Below are 18,292 nucleotides of genomic sequence, written 5' to 3'. Positions count from 1 at the left end.
TCTAGCTTTTTTGCTCTTTCTATAGTAGACAGGTTAATCTTATGCGTAAGCTTTTAATTCAACAATAGGTAGATTGCTTTCCTTTAGTTTATAATCAAAGATTAAATCGTCCATGCGAAAATTAGCATCCACTTCAAGAGAAATAAAAGTACCTCCGATTTCTACTTGATTTCCGTTCTCATTTTCAAAAGTGAGCGCACCTTCAAGCGTTTCTATGTACTCATCGCAAGTGTATAAATATATAGCGACAGGTGTGAAATGTATAATTACTCCTAAAGTATCACCTTGCGTTGTATCATCGTTTTTAAACTCATCAATCTTTTCATCGTTCTTTTTAGTAAACCAACTCATGACATCACCTCTTTTTTGTATTACAAATTGTTTCTGTACATATCGATTATATATTGTGCGGAATAAATTGGTAATGATTATTATTAAAACGCTAAAAAGTTTGAATATTTAGTTTTGTATGGAGGGAAAATGTGATAAACTGTAAAAAATAACGAAAAGCGATGAAAGAGAAGAGTACATATTCGAAACTTTTCAGAGAGCTGATATGTGGTGGAAATCAGTAAGGGATGAATATGGAATGGGCTCTGGAGCTTCTAACTGAAATGAGTAGGTAAAGACGGTTGCTTCACGTTAAGAAGTTGAAGTGAGCTAACAATAGCTAATTAAGGTGGTACCGCGGGAGTCTCTCGTCCTTTTTTAAGGATGAGGGGCTCTTTTTGTTTTGAGAAAGGAGGAGTTAGGATGAGTGAGAAAATAATGTTAACAGGAATTAAGCCGACAGGTTATCCGCATTTAGGAAATTATATTGGTGCAATTAAACCTGCGTTGCAAATGTCAAAGAAGAATGAAGGGAAAGCATTGTATTTTATAGCTGATTATCACGCGTTAAATGCTGTGCATGATCCGAGCCAGTTTAGTAGTTATACGAAAGAGGTAGCAGCTACTTGGTTATCGCTTGGACTTGGAGAAGATGTTATTTTTTATAGGCAAACAGAAGTGCCGGAGATTCTAGAATTAGCTTGGATATTAGCTTGCCTAACTCCGAAAGGGCTTATGAACCGTGCTCATGCGTATAAAGCGAAAGTAGAGCAAAATAAAGAAGCGGGTTTAGAGGTCGATGCAGGAGTGAATATGGGATTATATACGTATCCGATCTTAATGGCAGCCGACATATTACTATTCCAGGCTACGCATGTACCCGTTGGAAAAGATCAAATTCAGCATATCGAAATTGCGCGTGATATCGCGACGTATTTTAATCATACATTCGGCATGACATTTACGCTTCCGGAGTATGTCATACAAGAAGAGGGTGCAATATTACCAGGGCTTGATGGAAGAAAGATGAGTAAAAGCTACGGGAATGTGATCCCGTTATTCGCGGAGCAAGAAAAACTACGCAAGTTAATATTTAAAATCAAAACGGATTCTTCACTTCCAAATGAACCGAAAGAACTAGAAACGTTATTTACAATTTATAAAGAATTTGCAACGGAAGATGAAATGCAGTCAATGCGTGAAAAATATGAAACTGGCATTGGATGGGGCGATGTGAAAAAAGAGTTGTTTCGCGTTGTAGACCGTGAATTAGCTGGGCCACGTGAGAAATATGCTATGTATATGAATGAACCGAATTTATTATATGAAGCGTTGGAAAAAGGTGCTGAGCGGGCGCGGACTATTGCGAAGGTAAATTTAACAGAAATTAAGAAACGGATTGGATTTGAGAGGGAGCACTGAGCGTTCCCTCTTTTTTCTCTATAACTTATTCGTCATATCGATGAGTAAAACAAGGAGTTCGCATATTCTTTTGAAACTTATTAGTTGCATATATTAAAAAGTATGCTACTATAGGGTTACTTATTAAACATGTTTAATAAGTATAATGAAATTCACTTAATAAAGATGTTTAATAAGTAGGGTTCATTTGATTACGAAGGAGATGATTGTATGAAAACAGAAAAAGAAAAGATGTTAGCGGGAGAAATGTATATTGCGGATGACGAAGAATTAGTAGCTGATAGGGTGGAGGCAAAACGTTTAACACGTCTTTATAACGAGGCGATGGAGACAGGAGATGAGAGGCGTTTTACATTATTAAATCAGCTTTTAGGTTCTTCAGCTGACGGGGCATCACATATTAAACCTACTTTTCGTTGTGATTATGGTTACAATATCCATATTGGAAAGAATTTTTTCTCCAATTTCAATTGTGTGATTTTAGACGTTTGTGAAGTGCGAATTGGGGATAATTGTATGTTTGCACCTGGTGTTCACATTTATACTGCTACTCATCCTTTACACCCGGTAGAGCGGAATTCTGGTAAAGAATACGGAAAGCCTGTAAAGATTGGTAACAATGTTTGGGTAGGCGGGGGAGCTATTATTAACCCTGGTATTTCAATTGGAGATAACGCTGTAATTGCTTCAGGGGCAGTTGTGACAAAAGATGTACCTAATAATGTAGTAGTTGGTGGTAACCCAGCTAAAGTTATTAAAACGATAGACTTATAGAAATCGTTTTTTATGAGTGCATGAATAAACGGATGTTGTATCGTATAGAAAATGTGAAAGGTGTTTCATATAAAGAAAAATAGTGCGGAAAATCGTAAGAAGACATTACTTACTTCTTGAAACGCTCTTTTTCTTATTTGTTTTGCTGGTTTTCTCGTTTGCTGTAAGTTTCTATCATAGGTTATACACAATTTTTAAGTATACTAGGAGAAGCATTCGGAATATTGCTAGTAGAAATATATCATCTTTATTGCTTTAGAAAATGATGTATGATATATTGTCAACGCAACTTATTAAAAAGGTTTAATAAGTATGTTGATTAAGGTGGTGAGCGATTTGAGTGAACAGTTTGTTACTCAAAAATCGATTAAAGAGACAATCCTTCGCGGCATTCGTAAAGTTCTTTTAGAGCGAGGTAGTGCAACGAAAGTTGAGCTTAGTAATACATTAGAAATTAGTTTTCCAACGATAAGTAAATTTATAGAAAAAATGAAACAAGACGGTGAAGTCACTTTAGCTGGTTTAGATGATTCAAGTGGTGGAAGAAGAGCGAAACGATATGAATATAATCCAGAATATATGTTAGGTTTAGCGATATTTTTAGAAAAAAATGAAACAAACTATACAATTTTTAACTGTTTAGGGGAAGTAAAAGAACAGGGGAGTACTTCAAGTATGTTAATTGATACGGGCGTAAATGTATTATCTAAACATATTGAAGGTCTTATCGCTACATTCCCGAAAATAAGCTCTATATCAATTGGTGTGCCTGGTTCGGTTGATAATGGTCGTATTTTTTATATTCCTGGATATGAAAAGTTCCAAAATTTTAATTTGAAAAGTCATTTGGAGGAACAGTTTTCTATACCAGTAGTAATAGAAAACGATATGAATGCTGCTGTGCTTGGTTATTATAAAAACACTGGAAACTATGACAATTCCTCTCTTGTATATTTGTATTCCGGTCAAAATGGTCCAGGTGCAGGTATTATGGTAAATGGAGATGTCGTACGCGGAAGCACATTTTTCTCAGGAGAGATATCTTTCGTCCCGCAGTATAATAATAAAAATTTCTTACAAGCTTTGAGAAGTGAAGATTCGAATAATCCAGAGGAATATTATATAGATGCTATTACTCGTTTAATCGCTACATGTATAGCTATTATTAACCCGCATGCCTTTATCTTCTGTGATGATGAAGTGAATCAATTTGTAATAGAGCAAATTGTAAAAAGTTGTCCGCAGTACATTCCGGCGGAACATATTCCGAAAATAACAGTGAGCAATTGGAAAGAAGATTATTTATATGGATTAAAAAGTTTAGGACTTGATCTTATGATTACGAGAACAAATAACGAAAATTAAATGTGCTGGCAATGAAGCATCCAATTGCCAGTTGAATAACATAAAAGAAAAGGTGTCGATTATGAAAATTGAACATGTAGCAATTTGGGTGAATGATTTAGAAGGAATGCGTGATTTTTATAAACAATATTTTAATGGTGAAGAAAATAGCTTATATCATAATCCAAAAAAGCAATTTAAATCTTATTTTATAACTTTTGAAGGTGGTGCGCGTCTAGAACTTATGAAGCGGGTAGGGATAGAGGATGCATTACAAACAGAAACAATAGGATATGCACACATTGCTTTTTCTGTAGGTAGTAAAGAAAAGGTGAACGAATTAACGAATACATTAAGAGAAGCAGGGTACCCTGTGTTAAACGGCCCACGAACTACAGGGGATGGTTACTATGAAAGTGTAGTAAGTGATCCTGAAGGAAATCAGATTGAGATAACGATCTAACATGAACAACCTCATTTCGCATTATCATGACGGGAGATGAGGCTGTTTTATTTTTATCTTTAATTGGAGTGATGAAAATCGCGAAGAATCCCCTCAATAACTGGATGAAGAGTACTAGGTAATTCATCAAGCGGAAAGAAACGTAATTCTTTTGATTCTGTTTGATCACATACAAGCTCACCGTGGAATTCGCGGCAAATATAAACAACGAGTACACCGTGTACTTGATCGCCGTTTGGATAGATTTGAAAGTAATCTGGTCCAGAGTATGTACGGAATAGTTCTGGATTTTTAATAATAAGTCCAGTTTCTTCATATACTTCTCGCTTTAAAGCGTCTTCTAATGTTTCGTTATATTCTAAAGCGCCGCCAATAATGCCCCAGCGGTTGAAGTCTGTACGGAGCTGCAATAATATTTCATTTTTCTCATTTACTATAATGGCGTGCGAACCTATTAAAATAAGTGGATGATTTCCTACTAAATTTCTCATGTCTTCAATATAACCCATGTTTTGACTCCTTGTTTTTAATAGTAATTAGGAAGTTCTTTTAACATTCTTTCTGTTTTACGTGCTGTAAAGGCTAAGTTATGATCATCTTTCGTTCGGAAAAATAAAGTGCGTAAAAAGGTTTTAATGTTGGCGCATAAAATACAATATTCATTTAACGAAAGGCGTTTTCTAATTTGAGGAAGCCTTTTTATTTTTTTATGAATAATAGAAATTAACTCGTCTTGCGGAAAGTCATGATACAACATCGCTAGTAAAGGAGTAACGATGCGTTCATCTTCGTTATTATGAAAAAGGTCAGATGGAATGAAGATTTTATTTAATAAACAATGAATTAACTCTTCGTACCATTCAAAAGTTGTATACGTATTATGAACAATTTCCGTAAAGGCATCAGATACGTGAGCAAGACAATGAGCCCATCCTTTATTTTCAATATAGCCTCGGAAATCTGTTTCTAAGTTTGTGTATGTAATGAGTTTGTTTTTTATTTCTTCAATATCCTCCTCCGTACAAAAGTAGTGCGAATTAGCGAATTGGAGTATTAACGCAATTAACGAAACAGTGTAAGAACGTGTGAAAACCCCATCTGAATGCGGGGAGTATATGTCACAATATAAATATTCATCACTTAAACAAGTTTGCAACAGTAATTTCAGTTGATCATCCATAAGGAATTCATGATGAATAAAATGCACAAAACATTTATATATAAGTTGATAACGAACGTAACTATCAGTCGTTCCGATATACTGAAGCATATGGAGCGTTAATTCATTTATATCTATATATCGCAGTTGCGTATAGTCATTTTGTTGTATAAGCTCTAACTGTTGTTGCAGCGCTGTAATATCCAATGGAGAACCTCCTCCGCACTTTAAAGATGCGATGTTTTCTAGTATTCTATATATTCAAGGACAATCCTGCTCATGCAAGGAGAACAAGTAGAAATTCAAGTATGACATAGATGAGGGAAGAATATGACGACGATAGAACAGTTAGAAAAACATTTTAAAATAAGAAGAAATGCTTCTTCTATCATGATAAAAGAAAATAATGCAGAGATTTTTACAGAAGAGCAATTAAAGGGAATCATGCAATATTGTGTTGCTGAGGCTGAAAAAGAGGGAATTGAAAACTTACATTTTGAAGTTTCTTCAAAAAGCCCAAATTATGATGTGTATAAGAAATGTTTCGAAGCATATTCTTTTGAATATGTTACTGAAAACATCATTGTATGTAAGGATATATATGAAGTAGAAGATGTAGAAAGTGAAATTGATTTTAAGTTGATTGAAGAAGTAGGAGAAGATGCTTTTTATTCACTTTGGAACGAGATGACGGAAGAACAAGTCACTTATGATCAATTTGTAAATATGATGCTACAAGAAATTGGAGAGCAATGGAAAGAACATTGTTTAACTGCGAGTATTAATGAAGAGCAGATCGGAATTGTAATCCCATATATTGAAAAGGGGACGTTAGAAGAAGGAAAACTTATGTATTTCGCAGTCGCTCCAAATATGCGAAATAAAGGATACGAAGCAGCATTCTTTACAGGAGCGATGTTTGTATTAAAAGAAATAGGAGCATCTTATTATATCGGTGAGACAAATGTACAAAATGAGTGGATGAAGGATATTTTTGAAAATAACGGATGTCAGCTGCTTAGTTCAACTGAGAGATATGTGAGAAAGTTTTAGGAGGATGAACGATGTATACTCTCGAACTCGTATAGCGGGAGGGGACTATATATGTTAAAGCAATCCATGCATTCATTCGTGTTATTGTATCCACATGTATTGTTAGAAGGCTGGAATGTTGAAAAAGTTTCAGAACGTTATGAAGGTGAAAAGTGGGGAACTTTTTGGTTTCAGGTTGTTACTCCAACTGGGATGTTTCGAGTAAAGGAATTTTTTCTCGATATAATGGAACCAGTATTTCCGGATAGCTGTATTTCTCAAGCAAAAGGAGATTGTTTTCAATATAAAGGGCTTGTGTATTGGAAAGGTATAAATTATAAAGGAAAAGAAAGTTACGTTACATCTATATGGAAAACACAAGTTGAAATTTCTGTTGATCATGGATATGTAAACCAAGACGAAATGGAACGATTTCTATTTGAATTACAACCAGTAAATATGGAGCTTGGGAAAACGATATTACATACACCATTTCACTTATTAAGCTTTCAAGCGAAGAGAAGTGAAATGGGTGAGATAGGAAGATGTAGAGAGTGGAATGCTCCAGATGACGTATCCTATGTAAATTTGTTAATTCATGAAAAACTAAATTGGAAACTTGAATCGGTCGGTTTTGGAAATGATGAAACGCAGTATGTATACTGGGACGAAGATAATAAACTATATGCACTTTGGGTTTGTAGACATAAAAACAAAGCGTATTATCCTGTTTCTTCATGGATAATGAACTATGGCCCAAAACAAGTTATAAACGGGTTAGAGTTTTATTCGCACCCTGATCGCGGAACAGTTGTATATGAAAATCTCGGTAATGAACAAATCGCATACGTATTTCGAGGAAATCCATGTACAAATTTTGAACAAGTAAAAGAACTTTTTGCCTGTTTGTAAGATAAAAAGAAAAATGAGAACGACAAAGTAGATATTTGTATAATACAATAGGGTAAGGTTCGATTATAAGAGAAAGCGTTGGTGAAAGAATGGGGCAGCAAAGACATTGGTTACAAGCAACTGTAGAAAGAAATGAAGATAATACGTTACAAATAAAGTGGGAAAATAATATAGAGGAAGTTCGCATTTACTGGAGTACTTCGCCAGATCATATTGAAGAAAATGGAGAATTACTTGCAACGGTAAATGGAGAATCATCATATACAATTGAAAACCCGAGCGAAAATGAGCGTCCATATTTTAGACTAGTAGGTAGTAATGGACAAGCAGTGACAGTAGGTGAGCGTAGACTGCCATTACAAGGCGCGTTTAACTTCCGTGATATGGGAGGATATGAAACGACAGAAGGCCGTAAAGTAAAATGGGGTAAATTATACCGCTCTGAAGAATTAGCAGGATTAACAGAGTGGGATATTGAGTATTTACAAAAGGCTGGCTTAAAGTTAATTTGCGATTACCGTACAGACTTTGAAGTGAAGCATAAGCCAAACCCTGAGATTACAGGAGCTCGTCAAGTGTGTTTACCAGTTATGCAAGACTTAGCAAAAGACTTGAACATAAATGAGTTTTTCCAAGTTGGTGACCTTTCTATGTTAGGCAAACCAGGCGAATACCTTGTGAAAATGAATCAAGATTTCGTAAGTGGTAACGAGGCGTTCGTAAGCTTCTTAAACTTAGCGCAAAACCCGGAAAACTTACCGTTAGTAAACCATTGTACAGCTGGGAAAGACCGTACTGGATTTGGATCAGCATTATTATTACTTTTACTAGGTGTACCAGAGAAAACAGTAATGGAAGATTATTTACTAAGTAACGGTTTCCGTGAAAAGTTAAACGAGAAAATGATGGCCTTTTTAGGTGCAAAACTACAAAACGATGAGAGTAGAGCGATATTAGGTGCGATGTTCGAAGCACGTGCTGAGTATTTACAAGCTGCGATTGATGAAGTGAAAAAGCAATATGGTTCAGTTGAAGCGTATGCTGAAAAAGCACTTGGCTTTACGAAAGAGTCGTTAGAACAAATGAAAGTTTTATTGTTAGAAGATAAATAAAGCGGAGGGAGGCTGATTGGATTAGCCTCCTTTTCTTATTGTTGTTATAATTTTGCTAATGAGAATGTTGTGCAACGAAGAGAGAATGAATGAAAAGAACTTACGAATCGGGGGATAAAATGATTCATACACGTGGAAAAGCAGAGGGGTTAAGAGAAAAGCTAGCAACAATACTAAGTCAAGATTATAAGGAATTAGCTGTTCAGGATTTAAAGGTGATTGGAACGGGAGTGCAAAATATTGTTTTTCGAGGAGATTCAGAAAAGGGGTCTTTGGCATTTCGAGTGCCGTGGGAAAGAGAAGTAGAAAATATAAATGAAGATTTATTTAATAGTCGGATTTCATTGAAAAAGGAAGCAGAGCTTTCTAAGTATTGTCATTCAAAAGGTATTTCGGTGCCAAAGATACACGGATTGCATCTTTCTGTCGAACTTGATTTTTTAATTTCGGATTGTGTGTATACTGATCATATGCCAATTTCTGCGCACAAAATAGGAGAGTTAGTGAGCAAGCTTCATAGCATGCCAATTGATGGTTTGCATTACGAGAAAAATATTAAAGAGCCGATTAGTAAGTATATAGCAGAAAGAATTGTGAAACGGATAGAAGGGTTTAATACAATTACGAACTGTGGAATTAAACTTCCAGATACAAAAACAATTGAACATATTCTTAGTACAGCAGATCATGTAAAATGCTTATTACATATGGACATTCGACCAGCCAATTTAATCGGGTATAATGGAGAAGTTAAAGCAATAGTTGATTGGGATAACGCTTTAATTGGTCATCCATTGCTGGAGTTAATGAGAATAGCTGAAACTAATGAGATTAGTTGGGATGAATTTAAAGATGGATATAAGAATGATAGTATCTTTAATGTTACCCCTCATATCGTTAGTTTATTTTATAGATTAGATACAGCTGTCATGCTAGCAAACTTATTTATAGCACATTTGAAAATAAAAGATAAAGGTGTATTCTATAAAGAGCGGGTTAAAGCGCTTCATCAAGAAATATATAAAAACTTATAAGCAATGAGAACGAAGCTTTTAAAATAGGAACTAAGGAGAACATCATGAAATACAAAGTTATATTATTCGACGTAGATGATACATTATTAGATTTCCCTGAAACGGAAAGACACGCATTACATAATGCGTTTGTACAGTTTGGTATGCCTACAGGGTATACTGATTATCTTGCAAGTTATAAAGAGATTAGTAATGGGTTATGGAGAGATTTAGAAAATAAAATGATTACGTTAAGTGAATTAGCGGTAGATCGATTTAGACAATTATTTGCACTTCATAATATAGAAGTAGATGCACAGCAATTTAGTGATGTATATCTTGAAAACTTAGGGAAAGAAGTACATCTTATAGAAGGTGCAGTGCAATTATGTGAGAATCTACAAGATTGCAAGCTAGGCATCATTACGAATGGATATACGAAGGTGCAACAATCTAGAATCGGAAATTCGCCTTTATGTAATTTCTTTGATCATATTATTATTTCAGAAGAGGTTGGTCATCAAAAACCAGCACGTGAGATTTTTGATTATGCATTTGAAAAGTTTGGGATTACGGATAAATCAAGTGTACTAATGGTTGGAGATTCGCTCACTTCTGATATGAAAGGCGGAGAAGATTACGGCATTGATACGTGTTGGTATAATCCGAGTTTGAAAGAGAATAAGGCAAGTGTTAAGCCGACTTATGAAGTGAAGAGTCTGCTGCAAATTTTAGAACTTGTAGAAGTGGCGGAAGAAAAGGTAGTTTCATTTTAATCGTGTCGATATTTGTTGATAAGTCGATATTCTTTGTCGAATCGTCGATATATCGAAAAAATCGTTGATATATTTTAAGTTACGGTAGATATATTGGCAAAATCGTCGATATAATTTGAGTTGCGTTCATTTTATAGGTACGATCGGTGTAATAACTAGAGGTGAGTGAAAGATGTTAACATTTTTATTTGAGTTAGACAAGAATATCCCACAGAAAGATGAGCGGCGGTATGATGCTTATTCAAAGGGCTTTATCGAAGGGGATGTAACGATTCGCGTGAGTGACAGCGTGCTTTTTCAAAAGTCATGCATGAAGGTCGCAGAGCTTGGCATTTATTTAGGGCAGTGGATGGAGCAAGTGCAGCACGGGCAGAATGTACATATGAATTATGAAACGCCTGACCGTGATGAGACAATTCTTAGTTTCTTCTATGAAGAGGACAATCAATGGAGAGTTTCTTCCAGTTGGCAACAATTTGAGGTTCAGGAATGTATTTCTACTACAGCATTAGTGGAGAGTGTTCAGCGTTATTTATATGAGTTAAATAAAGAACTGCGCGCGTTAGAATATCCTGTGACGTTTGATCAGTACTTAAGAGGAGAGCGGGTGATGCAGCTTTCTTACAAACGACTGTGTGATAGTAAAGCGGATACGGTGCCTATTGAGGTTTACAAGGGAAGTGACAGAGTAGGCACAGTACGAGGCTATTATAAAAATACGTTGATGAAAGTGCTAGATTTCATTCCGAAAGTCGGTAGTAATATTATTTATGAAATAAAGGATAGTAAGGACAATATTCGCGTCATTGCAAAGGATGTAAGTAGGCAGCGCCAAAGAAGGATTTTAGTAACATATAAAGATAATCATGATGCAGAGCATGAAATACTTGTATGTGACGGAAAGTTATTGGATGCAAATTTCTTATTTACCTTTACATATAAGAGAGAAGAATTTGTTGTTCATAAAACTACTTTTGGGATGGGAAAGTTATTACGAAAAGGCTATGTAATTGCAGATTGGAATATTCGTCTTGAGGAAGATATGTATCACATCGAGATGAATGTATACGATGAAGATTATATAGAAGACCAATATTTACTGTTGGGCGTATTTCATGCGGTTTTGTATGGGTGATCGTTGTATAAATGAAAAATACCGGTATTCTTTGTGAAAAGAATGCCGGTATTTTTATTTATCCTCAAAAATAAAAACTTCATCAATCGTACTATGAAGTGCCCTCGCAATATCGTGAGCAAGCTGCAAGGAAGGATTATATTTTCCTTTTTCGAGATGGTTAATTGTTTCACGACGTACACCAACTTGTTTCGCTAAATCTTCTTGCGTCATATTCAATTTGGCGCGGTATTCTTTTATTTTCGTTACGAACGCCATGGTGCATCTTCCATTTCGTCAACAGGTTTATCGTAAAAGAACATAGAAAAACCAAACGTAAGAATGAGTGTGCCGAAAATAAGAGCGATATCAATCTCTTGTAGCACCGGGTTTGGAAATAACATTTCAATGAACATAATGATAGCGGTAGTTAGTAACGTAACGATAAAGGCATTGCGGCACGATTTATTGACGATTTGTTCAAACAGTTCATCGTGTTGAACCGTTCTATATGAGGTGAAAAAGGAGAAGAAACAAAACATAGTGAACAATCCTTTTTCATAAAAAAAGCCAAGAAAACCGAAGAAACCGAGAAATCCTAAATATTTTATCCAAGTTGTTTTTATGATAGTTCCTCCTTATCATGTTAGAAATAAATCACGTTATGTTATAAATATATCACATATGGATAGGAATGGTAATAATAGTTTTTTAGTTTGCTTCATAATAATAGTAAAAAGAGGAAATATACTGCGAAATAAAGAGGATAATATTGTAAAATGTTTGTAAGGAGGGGGAGGAAGGTATGCTAAATTGGATCATGATCGTTGTATTACTTGTAGTCATTACTGTAGTCGCGACGGTGTTAATTGGGCGAAAGGGTGATGCAAATTATAGTAAAGCGACAAAGGGGAATATTAGAAGGCTTACGATGATTTATATTATACTAGCTGTCGTTTTAATCGTTGGGTTAGGTCTGTATATTTATTTTAAAGGTTAAAAACTGAAAAATACAAAAATATAAAAAATATAAGTATGCTATAATGTTAATATAGTTATTTGGTAATTAAGGAAAGGATTGGATGGAATGATTGAAATTATGAATGTGTCAAAAAGTTATAATGGTTCTACCTATGCAGTAAAAGATTTAAGTTTATCTGTGCCTAGCGGAGAAATCTTTGGATTTTTAGGGCCAAATGGTGCCGGTAAATCAACGACAATTAAGATGATTACTGGTATCCATGGGGTGGACAAAGGGACGATTACGATTAACGGTATAGATATTATGAAAAATCCGATGGAAGCGAAAAAGACGTTTGGTTATGTCCCAGATAGTCCAGATATGTTTTTACGATTAAAGGGAATTGAATATTTAAACTTTATGGCAGATATGTATGAAGTGCCGAAAGAAGTACGCCAAGAACGAATTGAGTCCTTAGCGAAGAAATTTGATCTTTATAATGCTTTATCAGATCAAATTCAAAGTTACTCGCACGGTATGAGACAAAAGATTGTTATTATTGGTGTGCTCGTGCATGAGCCAGATGTATGGATTTTAGATGAACCGTTAACGGGGCTTGATCCGAAATCTGCATATATTTTAAAAGAAATGATGAGAGAACATGCGGATAAAGGAAAGATTGTATTCTTCTCTACACACGTATTAGAAGTGGCAGAAAAATTATGTGACCGCGTCGCGATTATTAATAAGGGGAATTTGCAGTTTAAAGGGAATTTAGATGAAATGAGAGATCATTTTAAATCCAACGAATCACTTGAAAAAATGTTCTTGGAGATGACGGGCAATGAGTAAAATTTGGACGTTAACGAAAGTATTATTGAAATTAAATTATGCAGATTTTATAACAGATAAGAAGAAGCGATGGGCGTATGTATTTTCATTTGCGGCTATTTTATTTGTCGGATTTTTACTGTTTGGTTCTATCACGCATGCAATGTATGAGGGAATGATACATTTAGGGCAAGATCCAGGAATGATTATCGCAATGGGACTTGCGATTGCGAGTATATGGGTATTTTTAATGAGTATTACGAACATTTTAACTGTATTTTACTACAGCAATGACATTGAAATGTTATTACCATTACCATTAAAACCAGCGCAAATTATTTCAGCCAAATTTTTAACGGTATTAATTACACAATACGTAATGAGTTCATTTATTTTACTACCAATCTTCATTACTTACGGATTAAAAAGTGGAGCGTTTATTACATATTACATATATATGATTTTCATTTACTTACTCTTCCCGATTGTGCCGTTAGTACTAGCTTCGTTACTGATGACAGTTATTATGAGGTATACAAATATAGCGAAAAATAAAGACCGAGGAAATATATTTATCGGAATCGTAAGTATACTATTTATTGTAGGAATTAACGTATTTTTGCAGTGGAAAAATAAAAGTTCGTTTTCTGAAGATGCAATTGCGGATTACCTTGCAAACAACCAGTCTTCTCTTTTAGTACAAATGACAAACTATTTTCCAACTACATATTTTGGAGCAGTAGCATTAGTAGAAAATGCAAATTGGAAGGGTCCTTTATACGTAATAATCTTTGCAGTTATTTCATTTGTATTTTTTGTGTTGTTTTATTACATTGCAGAGCGTACATATTTAAAAGGGGTTATTGGACTTTCAACGAGTACAGCAAAAAAAGAAGTCATTTCAGCAGAAGGCTTACAGAAATCTACGGTACAAAGTTCACATTTGAAAGCATATGTGAAAAAAGAATTTAAAACGTTATTCCGTACACCACAATTCTTCTTAAATTGTATCGTACAAACTTTCGTTATGCCGATTATGTTATTCTTCATTTTATTCGTGCAAGATGGGAATTTAAAATGGATCACGGGATATATTGATAATCCAAAATCAGCAGGACTTGCAATTGGTGTTGGCCTTTGTGCCTCTCTATTTTTAATGGGAAGTAACGTCATCGCAACAACTTCATTCTCACGTGATGGAAGCTCTTGGTTTGTGAATCGTTATTTACCAGTAAAAGCTTCGGATATCTTTTTTGCGAAAGCGATCACTGCTTGGTTAATTAATGTAATTATTTTAGCAGTGTTCGGTATTACGATGGCAGTTGTAGCGGGAATTTCTCCAGTATTTATGGTTCTTTGGTTCTTATTAAGTGCGAACGGTTTATTGTTAATTAATTTAATCGGCACACGCTGGGATGCACAAACTGCAGATATACATTGGGATACAGAGCAGAAATTATTTAAGAGTCGCTATACAACTTTGTGGAATTTTTTAGCTAATATTTTAATAGCTTTAGTTATTGTAGCGGGAGTAAGTTTATTATACTTCTTCCTTCATGTCGGACTGTGGGTTATGTTTATCGTTTTATTTGTAATGTTTGCGATTGTAAATTATATCTTTATTAAAATTTTAAAATTAGGTGCAGAACGTATATTGTCAAATATTGAATAAAAAGATAGATCCTCTGTATTCGTGCAGAGGATTTATCCATAGGTGGAGGAGAAAAGGTGAAGAAAATAGCAATTGTAACAGGGGCCACTCGTCTGAATGGAATTGGTGCAGTTGTATGCAAGGTGCTTGCTCAAAAAGGAATAGACATTTTTTTCACGTACTGGTCTCAGTATGATAAAGCGATGCCGTGGGGAATGCATGACAAAGAGCCCTTTTTGTTGAAAGAGGAGATTGAAAGTTACGGTGTTCGATGTGAAATGGCAGAAATCAACTTATCGCAGTCGTATTCGCCAAATCGTTTGTTTTATATGGTATCAGAACGGTTAGGTGATCCATCTATTTTAATTAATAATGCAGCGTATGCTACTCATACGAGAATTGAAGAATTAAATGTAGAACAGTTAGATAAACATTATACGGTTAATGTTCGGGCTACTATGTTATTAAGTTCATTATTTATAAAACATTATGCAAGCAAGGCGAGTGGAAGTATTATTAACCTTACTTCAGGCCAGTCACTCGGGCCAATGCCTGATGAACTGGCATACGCAGCAACGAAAGGGGCAATTGAAGCATTTACAAAATCAGTAGCACCAGCTGCGATGGAGAAGGGGATTACAGTGAATGCTGTTGATCCAGGACCAACGAATACAGGATGGATTACAGAGGAGTTGAAGCATCATTTAGTCTGGAAGTTCCCGCAAGGTAAAGTAGGAGAACCGGTGGATGCAGCACGCTTAATTTCTTTTTTAGTAAGTGAAGAAGCAAAATGGATTACAGGGCAAATTATTCATTCGAATGGTGGTTACTCATAAATATATTATGTTAACAAATATTGAGAAACAAAAAAACGAAAGAAAATTTTATTTTTTTGTATAAATAAAATGTCAAGAAAGATAAAAATTTGATAGAAGAGTATATCGTCATATGAGGATCGTAATTCTTCATGTGACAATATACTCTTTTTCTTTTAGTAAAGAGAAGAAAAATGAAGTAGAAGAAACTCGAATATTCAAATTGATTTATCAGTTTTTGTACGTATTATTATGAAGATTACTGTCGGAAAAATGGTAATTCGTATGAAAAGGGATTTTTTAAGGGGAAATCGAATCGTAAAGGGGAGGATAAAAACGTAAACATAGGGGGATTTATATGAAAATGAAAAAGGTCGCTATCGCATCGATAACAATTGGTACAATGCTTACTATGGCAGCTTGTAGTCCGTCAGCAGATAAAGAAACAGAAAAGAAAGAGCAAGTAACTGCGCAAAATGAAGGAGAAGTAAAAACGACAAGTGCAGATGAAGCGTCAAAAACAACGAAAGATACTGAAAAAGAAACAAATACTTCTTCAACTGAAAAAACAGATAAAGATGCAAAAAACACGAAAGAATCATCAGGAACAGAAAGTAACGGTAAAACGTCAGCTCAAAACGAGAATGTAAAAACAAAAGAAAAAGAGACGACAGGAAAAACGAATGATCAAACGACTAGCGGGAAAACAACAGATCAAAGTACAAGTACAAATTCAGACGGAAAAACAACGAAAGATCCGAAGAAAAACGTAGCGGTGAAAACAAATGTAAAAGAAGTTGCGGCATTAATTGATAGCTTAGACAAGCAATTAGCTGCTAATCCGAAATTAGAAACAGTAAATAAACTTGGAAAACAAATTAATGCAAAGTGGGATGTAATTGAGAAAGAGTTAGAAACATCACACCCAGCTGAATATAAAACAATTGGACAAAGTATGTATCCGTTAATTGTAGGGGCGGAGAAAGAAAAGATAGATATTACTAAAATGAAATCCTTAACGACGAAAACGAAAAAAGATTTAAATCAATTATTAACAAAACTTTCGTAGTTTTAAAAGCCTACTTGTGGGAGTAGGCTTTTTTTATGTTGAGAGTGTAATGAAAGTTTATGGGAATCATAATGAAAAAGGATGGTGATAAAAATGACAATCGATCGAATTTGTACAATTGGGCCAGCAAGTAATAATAAAGAAACGTTAGCGCAGTTAATAAGCAATGGTATGAAAATTGTTCGGCTAAATTTATCACATGGGACGCATGAAAGTCATAAAGATATCATTCGTTTAGTGAAATCGTTAGATGATTCTATTAAAATTTTAGGCGATGTACAAGGTCCTAAAATAAGGTTAGGTGAAATGAAAGGAGAACAAATTACACTTCAGGCGGGAGATTCTTTTATTTTGCATACGCAACCAGTTACAGGGAGTAGTACGGAAGCAAGTGTTGATTATGAAGGAATCGCGAATGATGTGAAAGTCGGAAGTAGAATTTTAGTTAATGATGGTGAAGTTGAGTTAATCGTTGAGAAAGTAAGTACGGATAAAATAGAAACGAAGGTGAAAACAGGTGGTAATATCTCCTCTCATAAAGGGGTGAACTTACCAGGCGCAATCGTTCGTTTACCAGCTATTACAGAGAAAGATAAAAAAGATATTCAGTTTCTTTTAGAAGAAGGTGTTGATTTTATCGCATGTTCTTTCGTAAGAAAACCTAGTCATATAAAAGAAATACGAGATTTCATACAACAATATAAAGAAACGTCACCTAATTTAATTGCCAAAATAGAAACGATGGAAGCGATTGAAAATTTTCAAGATATATGTAAAGAAGCAGATGGAATTATGATTGCAAGGGGAGATTTAGGAGTTGAGTTACCGTTTCAATTTATTCCGCTCTTGCAAAAAATGATGATTCAGGAATGTAATCGAACGAATACATATGTTATTACAGCAACACAAATGCTTCAATCTATGGTAGATCATTCTATTCCAACAAGGGCAGAGGTAACTGATGTGTTTCAAGCTGTACTGGACGGAACGAATGCTGTTATGCTTTCTGCTGAAAGTGCTTCAGGAGAGCATCCGGTTGAAAGTGTGAGTACACTACGTCTCGTTTCTGAATTTGCTGAGCATGTAAAAAAAGACGGTCCTTTTGTGATGAAAGATGTACTGGAATTGCTGCATAAATCTTTGGATGAGTGAAAAATAAAAAGAGGGCGGATATGCATCCGTCCTCGTGTGTTTCATTCTATTCTTGCTCTTGCTCATCCAAAATCTTTTCAAACGCAGCAGATACTTTTTCAAATTCCTCGTCATTCTCAATATATGAGAATTCACTATCTTCTTCTACTTTTAAAAAGAAAATATCAATGTCTTCCTCGGTTTCTGTTTGAATGTCTTCAACAAAGGCAACTGCAATATATTCAGCGCCTTCGACATCCATCGCTCCAAGCACTTCTACTTCTTGCTCTTCGTTATTCTCATCACTAAGAGTAAACACTTCGCCAACTTCAATATCAGACATATTCATTCTCCTCCTGTCCAACTCTAATAAATAGAGTGTT

22 protein-coding genes and 1 other annotated feature are annotated in these 18,292 nt (G+C 35.0%); of the genes, 16 read left to right on the top strand and 6 right to left on the bottom strand.

What is annotated here, in order from left to right:
- Positions 1 to 39 precede the first annotated feature (39 nt).
- Positions 40 to 351 carry a hypothetical protein gene (locus tag ACTFR9_RS08805; RefSeq protein WP_229136760.1) on the bottom strand — a complete coding sequence of 104 codons (312 nt, stop codon included), beginning with the start codon at positions 349 to 351 and terminating at the stop codon, positions 40 to 42.
- Positions 352 to 503: 152 nt separating this feature from the next.
- Positions 504 to 709: a binding site (T-box leader), on the top strand.
- A 5-nt stretch (positions 710 to 714) separates the two neighbouring features.
- Between ACTFR9_RS08805 and ACTFR9_RS08800 the strand changes: the two genes are divergently transcribed.
- The 4 genes from ACTFR9_RS08800 to ACTFR9_RS08785 all read left to right on the top strand — a co-directional run bounded on the left by ACTFR9_RS08800 (position 715) and on the right by ACTFR9_RS08785 (position 4,333).
- A complete protein-coding gene (locus ACTFR9_RS08800) occupies positions 715 to 1,752 on the top strand; it encodes a tryptophan--tRNA ligase (protein WP_130777042.1) in 1,038 nt (345 codons plus the stop codon).
- Between the two features lie 210 nt (positions 1,753 to 1,962).
- Entirely contained in the window at positions 1,963 to 2,526 is a 564-nt protein-coding gene (locus ACTFR9_RS08795; RefSeq protein ID WP_000845609.1) for a maltose acetyltransferase domain-containing protein, read from the top strand.
- Positions 2,527 to 2,862: 336 nt separating this feature from the next.
- Positions 2,863 to 3,891, top strand: coding sequence for an ROK family transcriptional regulator (locus ACTFR9_RS08790; RefSeq protein WP_229136759.1), 1,029 nt, complete (start codon positions 2,863 to 2,865; stop codon positions 3,889 to 3,891).
- A 61-nt stretch (positions 3,892 to 3,952) separates the two neighbouring features.
- Positions 3,953 to 4,333, top strand: a complete 381-nt coding sequence (locus ACTFR9_RS08785; protein WP_000687569.1) for a VOC family protein — start codon at positions 3,953 to 3,955, stop codon at positions 4,331 to 4,333.
- A 59-nt stretch (positions 4,334 to 4,392) separates the two neighbouring features.
- Here the strand turns inward: ACTFR9_RS08785 and ACTFR9_RS08780 are convergent, their stop codons facing one another.
- Positions 4,393 to 4,842, bottom strand: a complete 450-nt coding sequence (locus tag ACTFR9_RS08780; RefSeq protein WP_048556794.1) for an NUDIX hydrolase — start codon at positions 4,840 to 4,842, stop codon at positions 4,393 to 4,395.
- Between the two features lie 17 nt (positions 4,843 to 4,859).
- Complete coding sequence (locus ACTFR9_RS08775; RefSeq protein ID WP_000355462.1) at positions 4,860 to 5,699, bottom strand: DUF2785 domain-containing protein; 840 nt, start codon at positions 5,697 to 5,699, stop codon at positions 4,860 to 4,862.
- A 123-nt stretch (positions 5,700 to 5,822) separates the two neighbouring features.
- On the opposite strand from ACTFR9_RS08775, the gene ACTFR9_RS08770 reads away from it, so the two are divergent.
- From ACTFR9_RS08770 to ACTFR9_RS08745, 6 genes are all read left to right on the top strand, one after another.
- Positions 5,823 to 6,545 carry an N-acetyltransferase gene (locus tag ACTFR9_RS08770; RefSeq protein ID WP_076867571.1) on the top strand — a complete coding sequence of 241 codons (723 nt, stop codon included), beginning with the start codon at positions 5,823 to 5,825 and terminating at the stop codon, positions 6,543 to 6,545.
- A gap of 51 nt (positions 6,546 to 6,596) precedes the next feature.
- On the top strand, positions 6,597 to 7,436 hold the full coding sequence (locus tag ACTFR9_RS08765) for a hypothetical protein (RefSeq protein ID WP_033688063.1): 840 nt from the start codon (positions 6,597 to 6,599) through the stop codon (positions 7,434 to 7,436).
- Positions 7,437 to 7,525: 89 nt separating this feature from the next.
- Positions 7,526 to 8,548, top strand: coding sequence for a tyrosine-protein phosphatase (locus tag ACTFR9_RS08760; RefSeq protein WP_229136758.1), 1,023 nt, complete (start codon positions 7,526 to 7,528; stop codon positions 8,546 to 8,548).
- A gap of 89 nt (positions 8,549 to 8,637) precedes the next feature.
- Positions 8,638 to 9,582, top strand: a complete 945-nt coding sequence (locus tag ACTFR9_RS08755) for a phosphotransferase family protein (RefSeq protein ID WP_033670767.1) — start codon at positions 8,638 to 8,640, stop codon at positions 9,580 to 9,582.
- Positions 9,583 to 9,626: 44 nt separating this feature from the next.
- Complete coding sequence (locus tag ACTFR9_RS08750) at positions 9,627 to 10,337, top strand: YjjG family noncanonical pyrimidine nucleotidase (protein ID WP_000875919.1); 711 nt, start codon at positions 9,627 to 9,629, stop codon at positions 10,335 to 10,337.
- A 172-nt stretch (positions 10,338 to 10,509) separates the two neighbouring features.
- Entirely contained in the window at positions 10,510 to 11,472 is a 963-nt protein-coding gene (locus ACTFR9_RS08745; protein ID WP_229136757.1) for a tubby C-terminal domain-like protein, read from the top strand.
- Between the two features lie 54 nt (positions 11,473 to 11,526).
- Here the strand turns inward: ACTFR9_RS08745 and ACTFR9_RS08740 are convergent, their stop codons facing one another.
- Together ACTFR9_RS08740 and ACTFR9_RS08735 are read right to left on the bottom strand one after the other, a co-directional pair.
- A complete protein-coding gene (locus ACTFR9_RS08740) occupies positions 11,527 to 11,730 on the bottom strand; it encodes a helix-turn-helix transcriptional regulator (protein ID WP_000896292.1) in 204 nt (67 codons plus the stop codon).
- Entirely contained in the window at positions 11,718 to 12,077 is a 360-nt protein-coding gene (locus ACTFR9_RS08735) for a DUF3796 domain-containing protein (protein WP_000859221.1), read from the bottom strand. The genes ACTFR9_RS08740 and ACTFR9_RS08735 overlap by 13 nt, the downstream gene beginning before the upstream one ends.
- A 179-nt stretch (positions 12,078 to 12,256) precedes the next feature.
- On the opposite strand from ACTFR9_RS08735, the gene ACTFR9_RS08730 reads away from it, so the two are divergent.
- From ACTFR9_RS08730 to ACTFR9_RS08705, 6 genes are all read left to right on the top strand, one after another.
- A complete protein-coding gene (locus ACTFR9_RS08730) occupies positions 12,257 to 12,451 on the top strand; it encodes a hypothetical protein (RefSeq protein ID WP_000935861.1) in 195 nt (64 codons plus the stop codon).
- A gap of 87 nt (positions 12,452 to 12,538) precedes the next feature.
- Positions 12,539 to 13,264: an ABC transporter ATP-binding protein gene (locus ACTFR9_RS08725; protein ID WP_000570055.1), complete on the top strand. Its 726-nt coding sequence runs from the start codon at positions 12,539 to 12,541 to the stop codon at positions 13,262 to 13,264.
- A complete protein-coding gene (locus ACTFR9_RS08720; protein ID WP_001992552.1) occupies positions 13,257 to 14,915 on the top strand; it encodes a putative ABC transporter permease subunit in 1,659 nt (552 codons plus the stop codon). The genes ACTFR9_RS08725 and ACTFR9_RS08720 overlap by 8 nt, the downstream gene beginning before the upstream one ends.
- Before the next feature lie 56 nt (positions 14,916 to 14,971).
- Positions 14,972 to 15,730 carry an SDR family oxidoreductase gene (locus tag ACTFR9_RS08715; RefSeq protein ID WP_048556800.1) on the top strand — a complete coding sequence of 253 codons (759 nt, stop codon included), beginning with the start codon at positions 14,972 to 14,974 and terminating at the stop codon, positions 15,728 to 15,730.
- Between the two features lie 337 nt (positions 15,731 to 16,067).
- Positions 16,068 to 16,778 (top strand): hypothetical protein, encoded by a 711-nt coding sequence (locus ACTFR9_RS08710; RefSeq protein ID WP_076856327.1) that lies wholly within the window; start codon positions 16,068 to 16,070, stop codon positions 16,776 to 16,778.
- An 81-nt stretch (positions 16,779 to 16,859) separates the two neighbouring features.
- Positions 16,860 to 17,930: a pyruvate kinase gene (locus tag ACTFR9_RS08705; RefSeq protein WP_073536287.1), complete on the top strand. Its 1,071-nt coding sequence runs from the start codon at positions 16,860 to 16,862 to the stop codon at positions 17,928 to 17,930.
- Positions 17,931 to 17,976: 46 nt separating this feature from the next.
- Here ACTFR9_RS08705 and ACTFR9_RS08700 read toward each other — a convergent pair whose 3' ends face one another.
- Positions 17,977 to 18,258: a DUF1292 domain-containing protein gene (locus tag ACTFR9_RS08700; protein ID WP_001997837.1), complete on the bottom strand. Its 282-nt coding sequence runs from the start codon at positions 18,256 to 18,258 to the stop codon at positions 17,977 to 17,979.
- Positions 18,259 to 18,292: the final 34 nt, after the last annotated feature.

It is taken from the genome of Bacillus cereus group sp. MYBK222-1 (assembly GCF_051916425.1).
Classification (GTDB): domain Bacteria; phylum Bacillota; class Bacilli; order Bacillales; family Bacillaceae_G; genus Bacillus_A; species Bacillus_A paranthracis.
Note: the sequence above shows the minus strand (reverse complement) of the source record. Positions and strands in the feature narration are given on the sequence as shown.

Coding starts and splice junctions, on each gene's coding strand:
- ACTFR9_RS08795 (WP_000845609.1), top strand. CDS start 1,963: ATGAAAACAGAAAAAGAAAAGATGTTAGCGGGAGAAATGTATATTGCG.
- ACTFR9_RS08725 (WP_000570055.1), top strand. CDS start 12,539: ATGATTGAAATTATGAATGTGTCAAAAAGTTATAATGGTTCTACCTAT.
- ACTFR9_RS08705 (WP_073536287.1), top strand. CDS start 16,860: ATGGTGATAAAAATGACAATCGATCGAATTTGTACAATTGGGCCAGCA.
- ACTFR9_RS08780 (WP_048556794.1), bottom strand. CDS start 4,842: ATGGGTTATATTGAAGACATGAGAAATTTAGTAGGAAATCATCCACTT.
- ACTFR9_RS08785 (WP_000687569.1), top strand. CDS start 3,953: ATGAAAATTGAACATGTAGCAATTTGGGTGAATGATTTAGAAGGAATG.
- ACTFR9_RS08750 (WP_000875919.1), top strand. CDS start 9,627: ATGAAATACAAAGTTATATTATTCGACGTAGATGATACATTATTAGAT.
- ACTFR9_RS08760 (WP_229136758.1), top strand. CDS start 7,526: ATGGGGCAGCAAAGACATTGGTTACAAGCAACTGTAGAAAGAAATGAA.
- ACTFR9_RS08770 (WP_076867571.1), top strand. CDS start 5,823: ATGACGACGATAGAACAGTTAGAAAAACATTTTAAAATAAGAAGAAAT.
- ACTFR9_RS08745 (WP_229136757.1), top strand. CDS start 10,510: ATGTTAACATTTTTATTTGAGTTAGACAAGAATATCCCACAGAAAGAT.
- ACTFR9_RS08720 (WP_001992552.1), top strand. CDS start 13,257: ATGAGTAAAATTTGGACGTTAACGAAAGTATTATTGAAATTAAATTAT.
- ACTFR9_RS08765 (WP_033688063.1), top strand. CDS start 6,597: ATGTTAAAGCAATCCATGCATTCATTCGTGTTATTGTATCCACATGTA.
- ACTFR9_RS08800 (WP_130777042.1), top strand. CDS start 715: ATGAGGGGCTCTTTTTGTTTTGAGAAAGGAGGAGTTAGGATGAGTGAG.
- ACTFR9_RS08740 (WP_000896292.1), bottom strand. CDS start 11,730: ATGGCGTTCGTAACGAAAATAAAAGAATACCGCGCCAAATTGAATATG.
- ACTFR9_RS08710 (WP_076856327.1), top strand. CDS start 16,068: ATGAAAATGAAAAAGGTCGCTATCGCATCGATAACAATTGGTACAATG.
- ACTFR9_RS08730 (WP_000935861.1), top strand. CDS start 12,257: ATGCTAAATTGGATCATGATCGTTGTATTACTTGTAGTCATTACTGTA.
- ACTFR9_RS08755 (WP_033670767.1), top strand. CDS start 8,638: ATGAAAAGAACTTACGAATCGGGGGATAAAATGATTCATACACGTGGA.
- ACTFR9_RS08700 (WP_001997837.1), bottom strand. CDS start 18,258: ATGAATATGTCTGATATTGAAGTTGGCGAAGTGTTTACTCTTAGTGAT.
- ACTFR9_RS08805 (WP_229136760.1), bottom strand. CDS start 351: ATGAGTTGGTTTACTAAAAAGAACGATGAAAAGATTGATGAGTTTAAA.